The sequence below is a fragment of the Pseudomonas sp. 382 genome (assembly GCF_002759075.1).
GTDB lineage: Bacteria > Pseudomonadota > Gammaproteobacteria > Pseudomonadales > Pseudomonadaceae > Aquipseudomonas > Aquipseudomonas vlassakiae.
Map to the genome: position 1 here is coordinate 316353 of NZ_PEMX01000002.1, position 12866 is coordinate 329218.

Sequence of the window (12866 nt, forward strand, 5' to 3'; positions counted from 1 at the left end):
CACTCCCGTGCCATGGGTCATTGATGTTAGCGTGGGTCCCCTCCCGTCCCGACGGGTATCCCATAACAATGATTCGCGAAGGAATGCGTGCTCATGCACCTGAAAAAACTCTCCACCGCCCTGATGCTTGCCAGCATTGGCCTGTTCACCCAACCGGCCCAGGCCAACCTGTCCCAGCAACAGTCTGCCGCCATCGTCAAAGCTTTCGACGGCAGCAACCCGGCCGACTTCAAGCAATTCCTCGGTAAACTCCAAGGCAGCGACCTGGCCAAGGCCGACAACCTCGCAGCTACGCTCGACGCCTACCTGGCCGGCAAGCCGCTCGCAGCCGAGCAACAAAATGAAATCAACCGCCTGCTCGGCCTGTACACCCGTATCAAGTACGCCAAGGCCGCCACAGAAAACCTGCGCGAGCTGGTCGCCATCCCCACCTTCAGCGTCGACGGCGTGCCGCAGCACGAAAACCCCGAATTCCTGAAGATCGCCGACAAGATCAAGACGCTGGCCGAGAGCTTCGGCCTGGCCTTCCGCAATGTCGACAACCGCGTCTACGAGATCTCGCTGGGTGAAGGCAAGGAAGTGGTCGGCATCCACGCCCACGCTGACGTGGTGCCGGTCAACCCGGACAACTGGAAGCTGGCCGACGGCACCCGCCTCGACCCGTTCAAGGTCACCTTGGTCGGCGACCGCATGTACGGCCGTGGCACAGAGGATGACAAGAACGGCATCATCGTTGCGCTGTATGCGCTGAAAGTCGCCAAGGACGAAAACCTGCCCCTGGCCCGGCAGTTCAAGCTGCTGATCGACACCACCGAAGAAACCAGCGGCGACGCCATCCCCTATTACTTCGAGCGCAACCCGACCCCCGACTACAACCTGGCACTCGATGGCGGCTACCCGGTGGTGATTGCCGAAAAAGGCTACGGCACGGTCATGGCCAGCTTCAGCAAACGCCCGGCCACGGGCAAAGGTGCGGAAATCGTCAACCTGACCGGCGGCCTGGCGACCAACCAGATTCCGACCACGTCGGTGGCGACCCTGGTGGCGGATAACCCGGCGGAACTGGCCAAGCACCTGGAGAAGGCCGGCGCTGAATACGTGAAGCGTAATGGCAATGACTTCAGCCTCGATGCCAAGGTCGACGGCAAGAACGTGCTGCTTACCGTGACCGGCGTTTCTGCCCACTCCTCGGAGCCAGAGTCCGGCGTCAACCCGGTGGCGCGCATGCTCGACTTCCTCAATGGCCTGGGCCAACAAGTGCCGCTCAAGCACAACCACTTCACCGATGCCGCCCGCTACGCCGCCGACAACTGGGGCCTGGACTACCTGGGCAAGAAGCTCGGCATCGGCTTCGAGGACGCGTTCATGGGCCCGCTGACCACCTCGCTGACCTTCGTCGGCGTGGACGACAAGGGTCTCAAGCTGGCCGTGAACCTGCGCATCCCCAAAGGCAAGCCACTGGCCGTGATCAAGGACCAGCTGGCCGACAAACTGGGCAAATGGACCCGCCAGAGCCACACCTCGGTGGCCTTCGACTACAGCCTTGACGAGCCGATGTTCCGCAACCCCGAAGGCGAATGGGTCAAGGCGCTGCTCGATGTGGCCAGCGAAAACCTGGGTATGAAGCATGAATTCGGTACCTCGGCCGGCGCTACCTCGGTGCACGACCTGCCCAACGGCGTGCAGTTCGGCCTGGCAATGCCGGATGTGAAGTACACCGGGCACAACGACAACGAGTTCAAGACCGTGGAACAGTTCATGCTCGACCTGCAAGTGGTGAGCGAGATGGTGGCGCGGATCGGGCAGATGCCGAAACTCTGAGTCAGCGGTACCGGCCTCTTCGCGGCTAAAGCCGCTCCCACAGGTATGGGGGCAACTCGAAGCCAACGCAGCACCTGTGGGAGCGGCTTTAGCCGCGAAGAGGCCGGTACAGGAAACGACCATGACGTTTTTCAATCGACTCCATGCCGTTTCCTGCATTGCCGTGCAGGCTGGCGTGCCGGATGCTTTATTTACTCAAAGCGCTCGTCTTTTCCACCCGCAGAGGCCCGTATGAAGACCGTCGAACAAATCCTCAAGACCAAGTCCCAGCACCAGACCGTGTACACCATCGGCCCGGATGACTCGGTGCTCGACGCCCTGAAACTGCTGGCGGAGAAAAACGTCGGTGCCTTGCCGGTCGTCCAAAACGACCAGGTAGTGGGTATCGTCAGTGAGCGGGACTATGCACGCAAGCTGGTGCTCAAGGGCCGCTCCTCAGCCGCCACGCCGGTGCGCGAAATCATGAGCGCGCCAGTGATCACGGTGGAGCCGAAAAAGAGTCTGGACTACTGCATGCAACAGATGACCGACCGCCATCTGCGCCACCTGCCAGTCGTCGAGGACGGCAAGTTGCTCGGGCTGCTATCGATCGGTGACCTGGTGAAGGAAACCATCGCCGAGCAGGCCGGCCTGATCAAGCAGCTGGAAGGCTACATTCGCGGCGAATAGCCGGCCTCAGTGGTAGGCGCGCTCCAGTTCGTCCAACTGATGGTCGAAGCTGCGCAGGCGCGCCGACCAGGTATACACCAACACTTCCAGATCCCGGTTGAGCACGGCGGTATTGCCATGGCCGTTGCTCGACGGCTCGCACAGATCCAGCTGATACCGCTCGCGGGCCATGGCCGTGGCCACGCTGGACAGGTCGCGGGCATTGGCCAGCCAGTGGTGATGATGGTCGTGGATTTCCCGGTCGAGCGCCCGGCATTGCCGCTTCAAGGCATCCAGGCTCTGCTCCAGCGGTGTACCCTTGAGCTCGCCCATCACTTCCTCGAAGGTGCGCCCGGAATGCCAGTAGCTGCCCCAGAAATAGCGGTCGAACACCGTCTCGACGCGGCGCAGTGCAACCTTGGTGTCCCAGATGGTGAGCAACGTTCGCCCCTGAATCACTTCACGCTTGTTCAAGCGTAACTGCTGCCAGGCAATCCAGGTCAGGGCCAGCAACGCAACCGCGCCAGTGACGGCGGCGGCGGCGTAGAGAAACTGGATGGCCTGGTTCATCTGCTGGGTGTGGCGTATGCCGTAGAAGTAGCCGGCCGTCAGGGTGCCCAGGATCGTCACGGAGCACCAGAAACCTGGTGCGTAGGGATCTTTCATCACGCTATCCCCTGTTGTTTTTCCTGAGCATAGCAACGGCCGATCACTCGTCAGGTGCCGCTCGGCACTTATTTTTTCTTGGGATGAAGTGCCTCGTTCAATTGGTCGATCATAGGTATCCAGTCAGCATCGGCGGTATAGCTTTCCTTGAGAAACGCCCGCTGTCCTTCCGTCCAGAAAGGCGCATCCACCAGCTTCACACCGTCATCCAGCGGCGAGTGCGTGGTGATGAAGCGCTCGATTTCGACTGGGTCGTCAGGCAGGCCCAGTTGCTTGAAGATTTCCGAGAAGTGGTGGTTCGGTTTTTCCATGTTGCCTCCTTAGCACCGGGCCGGCCAGCAATGCGCCCGGCCCGGCATGGGTTGGTTGTCATCAGCACAGTTCTCGTACTTCGGCTTGCGGTACCAGTTTCAGGTACTGCTCCATGCTCATGTGGATCAGGTGATCGTGGTCACCTGCCTCCAGGTAGACATCGCCTTGGCGGGTAAGACTCGAATCGAGCAGCATCTTTATCTGATAGGCGTCACCCATAGCCGGGATGGCGCCCCTTTCGCAATCGCCGAACAGCATCGGCAAGGCGCTTTCGCGGGTCAGTTGCCAGGCGCCAGACATGCGCACCTTGCTCATGTCCATGTGCCGATTGGCCGGCAGCACGGCCATGATGTAGTTGCCATGACGGTCGTCCAGCATGACCGACTTGGCCACCCGCTCGGCAGGTACGCCCGCCGTGCGCGCTGACTCCAGGCTGGTGGCCGAGTGTGGGTGGGGAATGATGTCGTAGTCGCAGTTGGCCTGGTCCAGGCGCTGCTGCAGGGTCTTGGCCATACGCATGATGCACCTCCGGTTTCGCTCCCCCAACCTTCAATTTTAGGCCGTGCCGGCAGGCATGGCTAAACTTAAAGCAGAGAGGTCAACGAGGTGACGACAGGTGATCACTCGATGTTGCCGCTGGCTGCTGCTGTTGATGCTCGGCCTTGCCCCGGCGGGCCTGGCAGCGCCCGGTAGCGTCTGGGTATTGGGCATTGATGACGCCATCGGCCCGGCCAGCGCTGACTACCTGATTCGCAACCTTGAACAGGCCAAGGCCCAAGGTGCCCAGTTGGTGGTGCTGCGCCTGGATACCCCCGGCGGGCTGGACAGCGCCATGCGCCTGATGATCAAGGCTATTCTGGCAAGCCCCGTGCCGGTCGTCAGTTACGTTGCCCCCAGCGGCGCCCGTGCCGCCAGCGCTGGCACCTACATCCTCTATGCCAGCCACGTCGCCGCCATGGCCCCCGGGACCAACCTCGGCGCCGCCACACCCGTGCAGATCGGTGGTCTGCCCGGTGCGCCGAAGGACGACAAGGCCAAGCCGAGCGACGATGAACAGACCCTGGCCCGCAAACAGGTCAACGACGCCAGCGCTTATATCCGTGGCCTGGCCCAGCTACGCGGGCGCAATGCCGACTGGGCGGAGCAAGCGGTGCGTGAGGCGGTCAGCTTGCCGGCCACTGAAGCACTGCGCCTGAACGTGATCGACCAGGTAGCCAACGACCTGCCTGCCCTGCTGCACCAGATCGACGGCAAGACCTTGGTCGCCGCCGGCCAACCACAGCGGCTTCAGACCCGGGATGCTGTCGTGATCGAACACCTGCCGGACTGGCGCACGCGCCTGCTGGCCGTGATCACCAATCCCGGTGTGGCGCTGATCCTGATCATGATCGGGGTATACGGCCTGTTGTTCGAGTTCATGAACCCAGGTTCCGCACTGGGCGGAGTGGTCGGCGGCATCTGCCTGCTATTGGCGCTGTATGCCTTGCAGCTGTTGCCGGTGAGCTTCGCCGGCGTGGCACTGATCCTGCTCGGCATCGCCTTCATGGTCGCCGAGGCGTTGCTGCCCAGTTTCGGCGTGGTCGGCTTCGGCGGCATCGTGGCCTTCATCGCTGGCGCCGTGACCCTGATCGACACCGACGCCCCGGGTTTCGGCATCCCCTTGGTGCTGATAGGCACCCTCGCCGTCCTTTCGGCCCTGCTGATCGGCGGCGTAGCAGGCATGGCCATCAAGGCGCGCCGACGGGCGCTGGTCAGCGGTGACGCCGGCCTGGTCGGCAGCCTGGTGACGGTGACCCAGGTGATGGCGGACAACCCGTTCTGCGGCTCGGTCCATGCCCAGGGCGAACAATGGCAAGTCCAGTGCACCACGCCGCTGCAGGCCGGGCAGAACGTCCGGGTTACAGCACGCCATGGCGTGACGCTGGAAGTGAGTGCCGCCGCGCCCGCGGCGCAAGGAGACTGACGATGTTCATGCAAGTGGGTTTCGGTGCCGTGCTGATCGTGCTGGCGATGCTGTTGCTGTCGACATTCCGCATCCTGCGCGAGTACGAGCGGGGCGTGGTGTTCCAGTTGGGGCGCTTCTGGCAGGTCAAGGGGCCGGGGCTGATCCTGCTGATCCCGGTCATCCAGCAGATGGTCCGGGTCGACCTGCGTACCGTGGTGCTGGATGTGCCGCCACAGGATGTGATCACCCGCGACAACGTGTCGGTAAAGGTCAATGCGGTGGTGTATTTCCGCGTGCTCGACCCGCAGAAGGCGATCATCCAGGTCGAGGACTTCCTCGTCGCCACCAGCCAACTGGCCCAGACTACATTACGTGCGGTACTGGGCAAGCACGAGCTGGACGAATTGCTGGCCGAGCGCGAGCAGCTGAACCTGGACATCCGCCAGGTACTGGACGCACAAACCGACGCCTGGGGCATCAAGGTGGCCAACGTCGAGATCAAGCACGTCGACCTCAACGAGTCGATGGTCCGCGCCATCGCCCGTCAGGCGGAGGCCGAACGGGAACGGCGGGCCAAGGTGATCCATGCCGAGGGCGAGCTGCAGGCGTCGGAGAAGTTGATGCAGGCCGCGCAGATGCTCAGCAAGGAGCCTGGGGCGATGCAGTTGCGTTACATGCAGACGCTGGGGACGATTGCCGGGGACAAGAGCTCGACCATTGTCTTTCCGTTGCCGGTCGACTTGCTCAAGGGGTTGGTCGACAGGCAGAAATAGCTGGGGGCGCTTTGCGCCCCTTTCGCGACACAAGGCCGCTCCTACAGGAGATAGCGTTCCCTTGTAGGAGCGGCCTTGTGTCGCGAAAGGGCTGCAAAGCAGCCCCACGGATTTGTCAGATTGGCGCCCGGCGCAGCGTGGCGAGGAAGGTCGCCGCGCCGATGAACAATCCGGCAAAGGTACGGTTCAGGCGCTTCTGCTGCTTGGGCGTGCGCAGCAGGCGCAACACCCGCGAAGCCAGCCCGGTGTAACCCGCCATCACCAGCATGTCGACGCTGACCATGGTCACGGTGATCGCGATGTACTGTGGCAGCAGTGGCGCGTGCGGGTTGATGAACTGCGGCAGCACCGCCAGCATGAACACCAGCGCCTTGGGGTTGCTGACGTTGACCAGAAAGCCACGGAACACCAGGCTCAGCGGCTTGCCGATCGGGCGCACGCCCGATTCATCGGTCATGTCCATGGGCAGGGCACGCCATTGCTTGTAGGCCAGGTAGACCAGATAGCCCACGCCGAACCATTTGATGACCTGGAAGGCGGTGGCGGAAGCGGCGAGGATGGCGCCGACGCCGGCGGCAATGATGGCGATCTGCACGATCAGGCCCAGTTGCAGGCCCAGGGCATTCCAGTAGCCACGCCAGAAGCCGTACTGTAGCCCGCTGGACATCGAGGCAATTGCCCCGGCACCTGGCGACAGGCTGATCACCCAGCACGCAGCAAAGAAGCCCAACCACACTTCCATCGACATCACACACCTCGCCTCAACGATTGTTGCAAAACGTTAAGCTAAGGCGTTGGCGAAAAAATAACCAGTAAATTTTGCGGGATTCCATCGCCTGCACTGGCCTCTGTGGGAGCGGCTTTAGCCGCGAAGAGGCCAGTGCAGACGATAGTTGCCTGTCAGGACAGTGCTTCCAGTTCAGCCTGCATGCTTTCAAGGGTTTCCAAGGCCTCCATCCAGGCCTCTTCCAACTCACCCTCGCGCTGCTTCAACTTGGTCTGCCGCGCCAGCAGATCACGCAATTCATCCTTGCGCGCCGCCTCGTACACACCACCGTCACTCAACGCAGTCTCGATCTCGGCCAGTTGCGCATGCACCTGGTTGAGCTCCGTCTCCAGCTTGTCGGCCGCCTTCTTGTGCGGTGCCAACTGCTGGCGCAAGGCTGCCGCAGCCTGGCGCTGGGCCTTCTTGTCGGTCTTGTCCGGGTTGACCGGGGCGTTGCTGGCCGGCGCACTACGCTGGCGGTACTCGACCAGCCAGCGGCTGTAGTCGTCGAGGTCGCCATCGAAGGTCTCGACCTTGCCATCGGCCACCAGCAGGAAGTCGTCGGTGGTGCTCTTGAGCAGGTGACGGTCGTGGGAAACCACCACCACGGCACCGGCAAACTCCTGCAGGGCCATGGTCAGCGCCAGGCGCATTTCCAGGTCGAGGTGGTTGGTCGGTTCGTCGAGCAGCAGCAGGTTCGGCCGCTCCCAGGCTATCAGCGCCAGGGCCAGGCGGGCCTTCTCACCACCGGAGAAATTCACCACCGGCTCGTCGACGCGATCGCCGTGGAAGTCAAAGCCACCCAGGAAATCGCGCAGGGTCTGCTCGCGCTCGGTGGGTGCGATGCGCTGCAGATGCAGAAGCGGGCTGGCCTTGTCGTCCAGCGAGTCGAGCTGGTGCTGGGCGAAGTAGCCGACGGCAAGGTTCTCGCCACGTACCAGGCGGCCCGACAGCGGCTCGAGTTCACCCGCGAGGTTCTTGATCAGGGTCGACTTGCCGGCGCCGTTGGGCCCGAGCAGACCGATGCGTGCTCCCGGGACCAGCTGCAGCTTGACCTTGTCGAGGATCGCCTTGTCGCCATAACCCAGGCGACCTTCGGACAGGCTCAGCAGCGGGCTGGAGATTTTCTGCGATTCGCGGAAGACGAAGTCGAACGGCGAATCGACATGCGCCGCCGACAGCTCTTCCATGCGCTCCAGGGCCTTGATCCGGCTCTGTGCCTGGCGGGCCTTGGTGGCCTGGGCCTTGAAGCGGGCGATGTATTTCTCCATGTGCGCGCGCTGCGCTTGCTGCTTCTCGTAGGCCTGCTGCTGCTGCGCCAGGCGCTCGGCACGGGTGCGCTCGAAGGCGGTGTAACCACCTTTGTACAGGTTGAGCTTGCGCTGCTCGACGTGCAGCACATGGTCGACCACGGCATCGAGAAAATCGCGGTCGTGGGAAATCAGCAACAGCGTGCCCGGGTAACCCTTGAGCCAGTCTTCCAGCCACAGGATCGCGTCGAGATCGAGGTGGTTGGTAGGTTCGTCGAGCAGCAGCAGGTCAGACGGGCACATCAGCGCCTGGGCCAGGTTCAGGCGCATCCGCCAGCCACCGGAGAAGTCACCGACCCGGCGGTCCATCTGCTCGTTGGTGAAGCCCAGGCCCGCCAGCAATTTACGAGCGCGGGCATCAGCGGTGTAACCGTCGGCAACTTCCAGCTCACTGTGCAGGCGCGCCAGCGCAGTGCCGTCATGGGCCTGCTCGGCAACGGCCAGCTCGGCCTGGACCTTGCGCAGGCGGGCGTCACCGTCGAGCACATAGTCCACCGCCAGGCGGTCGAGCGTATCGACCTCCTGGCGCATGTGGGCAATGCGCCAGTCGCCGGGCAGCTGGCAATCGCCGGCATCAGGCGACAGCTCGCCGCGCAGCAGGGCGAACAGGCTGGATTTTCCGGCGCCGTTGGCGCCGATCAGGCCGGCCTTGTGACCGGCGTGCAGGGTCATCTCGGCGCCTTCTAGCAAGCGCTGCGGACCACGCTGTAAAGTGAGGTTGGATAGTCTGATCATAGTGGTCGCGGAGTCTACCAGCTTCCTCGGCCCGCAGCGTGAGTGGAATCATGTACACCGACCTGTGGAATCACGCCTTGGCGCTGTATGCCCGCCCGGGAGTGGAGGCGGCTTGTCTGAATGTTCAGGCGATGGGGGGCGACGTCTGCCTGCTGCTGTGTGCAACCTGGTTGCAGGCGCGTGCAGTGCCCTTCAGCGAAGAACGCGCTCAGGCCCTGCGTGCGATTGCCGGACCATGGCAACACGATGTGGTGGCCCCTTTACGTAGTCTGCGCAAGCAATGGCGTTCGCCTGCACAACACGATACGCACCTGGCGGCGTTGCGTGAGCAGTTGAAGAGGCTGGAGTTGGAAGCGGAGAAGCAATTGCTGCAGCGGCTGCAAACCTGTGCGCAACAATGGCCCGTAGGCTCGCTAGAGCCTACGGACGATTGGCTTGACCGGCTGGCACCGGCCCAGGCACGCGGCCACGACGCGCTGGTTGACTTGCGCGTCGCGGCGGCAGCGCTTCAGGAAGCCGAAGACGGCGTCTGAGCTGGAGTGCTGGTGGATACCGAGGCAGTAGCGGGAGCGGCCGAGTTGGTCGCTGGCGCACTGGCAGCAGGTGCAGCCGGTTTGGCTTCTGCAGGTTTGGCGGCAACGGGTTTTGCAGGGGCCTTCGCTGCAGGTTTTGCAGCGGGCTTGGCCGGCGCTTTGGCTGCCGCTGGCTTGGCCGCCGCAGGCTTGGCTGTTGCTGGTTTGGCTGCCGGCTTGGCGGCCGCTTTGGCTGCTACCGGTTTGGCTGCCGCAGGCTTGGCTGGAGCCTTGGCAGCAGCAGCTTTGGCGGCTGGCTTGGCAGCAGTGGATTTTGCAGCGACAGGTTTGGCGGCCGGCTTCGCCGAGGCGGTTCTGGCCGGCGCTTTGGCTGGCGCAGGCTTGGCGGCCGCTGACTTGGCTGGGGTTTTGGCAGCAGCAGGTTTGGCAGCAGGTTTGGCGGCAGCGGTTTTAGCTGGGGCCTTGCTGGCAACCGGCTTGGCATTGGCAGCGCGAGCAGGTGCCTTGGCGGCGACTGGCTTGGCAGCAGCGCGGGCTGGAGCCTTGGCAGCGGCTGGTTTGGTCGGGGCCTTGGCGACCGCTGGCTTGGCGGTGCTGCGGGCCGGTGCTTTGGCAGCAGCGGGTTTGGCAGTCCTGGCCGCCACGGCACGCTGGTCGAGTGCCTTGCCTGCAGCCTCGCGCACCTTGCCCACTCCTTGAGCCAGTTTCAAACTTTCCTGGGCATCACGCTTGAGTTGTTGAATGTAAGTACGGGTCTGGGTCTGGCGTTCCTTGAGCGAATCGAGCAGTTCTTCAAGTTCACCGATCACCTTTTGCGCCTTGTTCTGCGCCTTGGCTTTGCCTGCCTTCGCCGCATCCTGCAACTTCAGGCGGCCGTTATGCAGTTTTTCCTGGGCTTTGCCGCGCTGCTTTTCCAACTTGGCCAGCAATTTCTCCGCATCAGCCAGCGCTTGTGAGCAGGCCTCTTCCAAGTGTTCGAGCAGGCTGCCCGAAAGTTGCTGGAGCAGGTGTAACGGCGTACTTACTGGCTTCTTTTTAGCCGACATGGTTTACCTCCTGGCTGACGAGATTGCGGCTCATACTATGCTTCTGCTGCTACCGCCGCTAGGGCATGTTGACAGTATTGAGGGTGCCGCGTTGCATGCCTGGGCAAAGTTGTTATCTTGCAGCTCCGTGCAAGTGTAGTTGCTTAACAAAACGTTGCTGATATTTACACATGTCGAGGCAACAACGCTGGCATACTTCCTTGCTCATCGAGCTGGAGTTACCCATGCCGCGTTATCTTGCTTTTGGCCTGTACCTGATGGCGCCATTCGCCCTCGCCGCCAACGATACCGCCCCTGCCAACGATCATGATCTGGCCTACAGCCTCGGCGCCAGCCTGGGGGAGCGCCTGCGTCAGGAGGTGCCCGGCCTGCAACTGGATGCGCTGGTAGAAGGCCTGCGCCAGTCCTATCAGGGCCAGCCTTTGAAACTCGACAAGGCACGGATGGAGACCATCCTCCAGCAGCATGAGGAACAGGCCGGTGCCGCCGCCGAACAAGCCGAGGTGACCAAACTCCAGGCCATGGAAACACGCTTCATGGCCAACGAACGGGCGCGTGCCGGTGTGCACGAACTGCCCGAAGGCGTGCTGTACAGCGAACTGAAAGCGGGGAATGGTGCGCAACCCACAGCCGGCGGCAAAGTGCAGGTGCGCTATGTCGGCAGGCTGCCGGATGGTTCCGTGTTCGACCAGAATCAGCAGCCGCAGTGGTTCAGCCTGGACTCGGTGATCGACGGCTGGCAGGTGGCCCTGCCGCACATGAAAGCCGGTTCGACCTGGCGCCTGGTGATCCCATCGGCACGGGCCTATGGTGCCGAGGGCGCAGGTGATCTGATCGCGCCCTACACGCCACTGGTATTCGAAATCGAGTTACTGGCGGTCGGCAACTGACGCCGACCTTCAGGCTTCGACCGCACCCTCTTCCTTGTGCGCGTTATGCAGCACTTCGATCAGGCAGTCTTCCAGCTCGAAGCGTTCGTGCAACAGGCTGCCCAGCTTGCCGAGCTTCTCGGCGAAGCGCTCGGTGTCCTTGCACTCGCCCTTCTCGCAATGATCGTTGAAGGCCAGTGCGATCTGGGTAATGTCGTTGATCCGCGGGTTGATCTCTTCAGCCAGTTTCAACGCCTTCTCATCCCCGAATGCCTTGGCTTCGGTGACCAGCTGCTCACTCACTTCGAAATGCCAGGCTGACACGTAGTCGACCAGCACCGCACAGAAGTCGCGGTTCTTTTCCTTGTCGGCAAAGGCCGGCTTGGCGACGCGCAAGGTACGGAAAGCCTGGACAAGCTCCTCTCGCTCCTCGAGCCAGCGGTCGATCAGCTTGTGAACCCCGCCCCAGCGTTCCTGGGCGTTCTGACAACTATCGAGCATGGCGATCTCTTCCCTTCTGGGTAGATGCCGCTGCACCTCGCACCAAGACCGTGCAGCACAAAGGTGACATCAGCAGGACGGCATCGAGCAGTTGTGTTTTCAGTATGCGTGCTGGGAGATTATTCCCGCGCGTGCTTAGCATCAAGGTACGCAGCGGACAAAGTTCATACAAGCGTTTAATACCGTGAGACACCACCATTGGTCCGCTATTGGCCACCGGCATGCGCCAGGTCAAGGATTGCCAAGTGAGCGGAAACGATACGCCAGCAGGCAACTCAAGGGCAGCGCCGCCAGTAGCAGAAACGCCACCAGGCTCCATTCCGGCAGGGTCAGGTCGAGGAAGCTCCAGGACAGCGAGCGGCAATCAGGACCACCGAGCAGCAGTTGTCGCACAGCTTCACGCCAGGACAGCTCGAACATGCGCCCGATCGGCAAAGGGCACAGGTGGCTCGCATCACCTGCACCCTGCAACCACACATGCCGCGCCGCCAGCAAGGCGCCGCTGGCCGCGCTGAGCATTGCCGCTCGCGCATAAAGCCGAACCCCGGCTATACCGGGTGCATGCAGCGCCGCGCTCAGACAGACCAGCGCATAGATCCCCAACAATAGCCGCTGGCTGAAACACAGCGGGCAAGGCACCAGCTCAAGGACACTTTCGAGATAAAAGGAAGCGCCCAACACTGCCAGCGAAGCAAGGCATGCCGGAATGAAAAGCGTGCGCAGACTGGCCATCGGCATGGGGAAGAAAGGTCCCGGAAAAGTTGAAGTGGCTTGGAACGGTAGAGGAAAGGGCGGGCTTGTTTCAAGGCACTACTGGAGTGACAAGTCGCTGTATTGGAAGGGAAGTGTCCATAGACGCTGTAGGAAACTTCCCAAGAAGAGACTGCAAATCCAACTTATAACGCAGAACACGTTACCCGACCCATGAGCCCGCGCCGTTG

At 62.4% G+C, this 12866-nt stretch carries 14 protein-coding genes; 6 read left to right on the forward strand and 8 right to left on the reverse strand.

Annotated features, from left to right (window positions below):
- Positions 1–93: 93 nt before the first annotated feature.
- The gene (locus CQW31_RS04505) at positions 94–1821 is read left to right on the forward strand and encodes a dipeptidase (RefSeq protein ID WP_099813879.1); all 1728 of its coding nucleotides are present in this window, start codon (positions 94–96) and stop codon (positions 1819–1821) included.
- A 231-nt stretch (positions 1822–2052) separates the two neighbouring features.
- Positions 2053–2490: a CBS domain-containing protein gene (locus CQW31_RS04510; RefSeq protein ID WP_054886435.1), complete on the forward strand. Its 438-nt coding sequence runs from the start codon at positions 2053–2055 to the stop codon at positions 2488–2490.
- Between the two features lie 6 nt (positions 2491–2496).
- Here CQW31_RS04510 and CQW31_RS04515 read toward each other — a convergent pair whose 3' ends face one another.
- The 3 genes from CQW31_RS04515 to CQW31_RS04525 form a co-directional block, all read right to left on the reverse strand.
- Positions 2497–3135, reverse strand: a complete 639-nt coding sequence (locus tag CQW31_RS04515; RefSeq protein ID WP_054886436.1) for a hypothetical protein — start codon at positions 3133–3135, stop codon at positions 2497–2499.
- Between the two features lie 68 nt (positions 3136–3203).
- Positions 3204–3446: a DUF2789 domain-containing protein gene (locus CQW31_RS04520; RefSeq protein WP_054886437.1), complete on the reverse strand. Its 243-nt coding sequence runs from the start codon at positions 3444–3446 to the stop codon at positions 3204–3206.
- Between the two features lie 61 nt (positions 3447–3507).
- The gene (locus tag CQW31_RS04525) at positions 3508–3966 is read right to left on the reverse strand and encodes an aminoacyl-tRNA deacylase (RefSeq protein WP_027916942.1); all 459 of its coding nucleotides are present in this window, start codon (positions 3964–3966) and stop codon (positions 3508–3510) included.
- A 97-nt stretch (positions 3967–4063) separates the two neighbouring features.
- Between CQW31_RS04525 and CQW31_RS04530 the strand changes: the two genes are divergently transcribed.
- Positions 4064–5410 (forward strand): nodulation protein NfeD, encoded by a 1347-nt coding sequence (locus tag CQW31_RS04530; protein WP_099813880.1) that lies wholly within the window; start codon positions 4064–4066, stop codon positions 5408–5410.
- A gap of 2 nt (positions 5411–5412) precedes the next feature.
- Positions 5413–6165, forward strand: a complete 753-nt coding sequence (locus CQW31_RS04535; protein WP_054886439.1) for a slipin family protein — start codon at positions 5413–5415, stop codon at positions 6163–6165.
- Positions 6166–6280: 115 nt separating this feature from the next.
- Here the strand turns inward: CQW31_RS04535 and CQW31_RS04540 are convergent, their stop codons facing one another.
- Both CQW31_RS04540 and CQW31_RS04545 read right to left on the reverse strand, forming a co-directional pair.
- Entirely contained in the window at positions 6281–6913 is a 633-nt protein-coding gene (locus tag CQW31_RS04540) for a LysE family transporter (RefSeq protein WP_054886440.1), read from the reverse strand.
- Between the two features lie 152 nt (positions 6914–7065).
- Positions 7066–8976, reverse strand: a complete 1911-nt coding sequence (locus CQW31_RS04545) for an ATP-binding cassette domain-containing protein (RefSeq protein WP_054886441.1) — start codon at positions 8974–8976, stop codon at positions 7066–7068.
- 50 nt (positions 8977–9026) lie between these two features.
- Between CQW31_RS04545 and CQW31_RS04550 the strand changes: the two genes are divergently transcribed.
- Complete coding sequence (locus tag CQW31_RS04550) at positions 9027–9509, forward strand: TIGR02444 family protein (protein WP_054886442.1); 483 nt, start codon at positions 9027–9029, stop codon at positions 9507–9509.
- Here CQW31_RS04550 and CQW31_RS04555 read toward each other — a convergent pair.
- Positions 9485–10555, reverse strand: coding sequence for an AlgP family protein (locus CQW31_RS04555; RefSeq protein WP_099813881.1), 1071 nt, complete (start codon positions 10553–10555; stop codon positions 9485–9487). The two genes, CQW31_RS04550 and CQW31_RS04555, sit on opposite strands and share 25 nt — an antisense overlap.
- Positions 10556–10779: 224 nt before the next feature.
- On the opposite strand from CQW31_RS04555, the gene CQW31_RS04560 reads away from it, so the two are divergent.
- Positions 10780–11445 carry an FKBP-type peptidyl-prolyl cis-trans isomerase gene (locus tag CQW31_RS04560; protein WP_099813882.1) on the forward strand — a complete coding sequence of 222 codons (666 nt, stop codon included), beginning with the start codon at positions 10780–10782 and terminating at the stop codon, positions 11443–11445.
- Positions 11446–11454: 9 nt separating this feature from the next.
- Here the strand turns inward: CQW31_RS04560 and CQW31_RS04565 are convergent, their stop codons facing one another.
- Together CQW31_RS04565 and CQW31_RS04570 are read right to left on the reverse strand one after the other, a co-directional pair.
- Positions 11455–11925, reverse strand: a complete 471-nt coding sequence (locus CQW31_RS04565; protein ID WP_054886445.1) for an Rsd/AlgQ family anti-sigma factor — start codon at positions 11923–11925, stop codon at positions 11455–11457.
- A 231-nt stretch (positions 11926–12156) separates the two neighbouring features.
- Positions 12157–12663, reverse strand: coding sequence for a disulfide bond formation protein B (locus tag CQW31_RS04570; RefSeq protein WP_099813883.1), 507 nt, complete (start codon positions 12661–12663; stop codon positions 12157–12159).
- Positions 12664–12866 lie beyond the last annotated feature (203 nt).

What these genes read in the sequence shown, in the direction of transcription:
- CQW31_RS04505 (WP_099813879.1), top strand. Translation starts at nt 94, where the DNA reads ATGCACCTGAAAAAACTCTCCACCGCCCTGATGCTTGCCAGCATTGGC.
- CQW31_RS04510 (WP_054886435.1), top strand. Translation starts at nt 2,053, where the DNA reads ATGAAGACCGTCGAACAAATCCTCAAGACCAAGTCCCAGCACCAGACC.
- CQW31_RS04515 (WP_054886436.1), bottom strand. Translation starts at nt 3,135, where the DNA reads ATGAAAGATCCCTACGCACCAGGTTTCTGGTGCTCCGTGACGATCCTG.
- CQW31_RS04520 (WP_054886437.1), bottom strand. Translation starts at nt 3,446, where the DNA reads ATGGAAAAACCGAACCACCACTTCTCGGAAATCTTCAAGCAACTGGGC.
- CQW31_RS04525 (WP_027916942.1), bottom strand. Translation starts at nt 3,966, where the DNA reads ATGCGTATGGCCAAGACCCTGCAGCAGCGCCTGGACCAGGCCAACTGC.
- CQW31_RS04535 (WP_054886439.1), top strand. Translation starts at nt 5,413, where the DNA reads ATGTTCATGCAAGTGGGTTTCGGTGCCGTGCTGATCGTGCTGGCGATG.
- CQW31_RS04540 (WP_054886440.1), bottom strand. Translation starts at nt 6,913, where the DNA reads ATGTCGATGGAAGTGTGGTTGGGCTTCTTTGCTGCGTGCTGGGTGATC.
- CQW31_RS04545 (WP_054886441.1), bottom strand. Translation starts at nt 8,976, where the DNA reads ATGATCAGACTATCCAACCTCACTTTACAGCGTGGTCCGCAGCGCTTG.
- CQW31_RS04550 (WP_054886442.1), top strand. Translation starts at nt 9,027, where the DNA reads ATGTACACCGACCTGTGGAATCACGCCTTGGCGCTGTATGCCCGCCCG.
- CQW31_RS04555 (WP_099813881.1), bottom strand. Translation starts at nt 10,555, where the DNA reads ATGTCGGCTAAAAAGAAGCCAGTAAGTACGCCGTTACACCTGCTCCAG.
- CQW31_RS04560 (WP_099813882.1), top strand. Translation starts at nt 10,780, where the DNA reads ATGCCGCGTTATCTTGCTTTTGGCCTGTACCTGATGGCGCCATTCGCC.
- CQW31_RS04565 (WP_054886445.1), bottom strand. Translation starts at nt 11,925, where the DNA reads ATGCTCGATAGTTGTCAGAACGCCCAGGAACGCTGGGGCGGGGTTCAC.
- CQW31_RS04570 (WP_099813883.1), bottom strand. Translation starts at nt 12,663, where the DNA reads ATGCCGATGGCCAGTCTGCGCACGCTTTTCATTCCGGCATGCCTTGCT.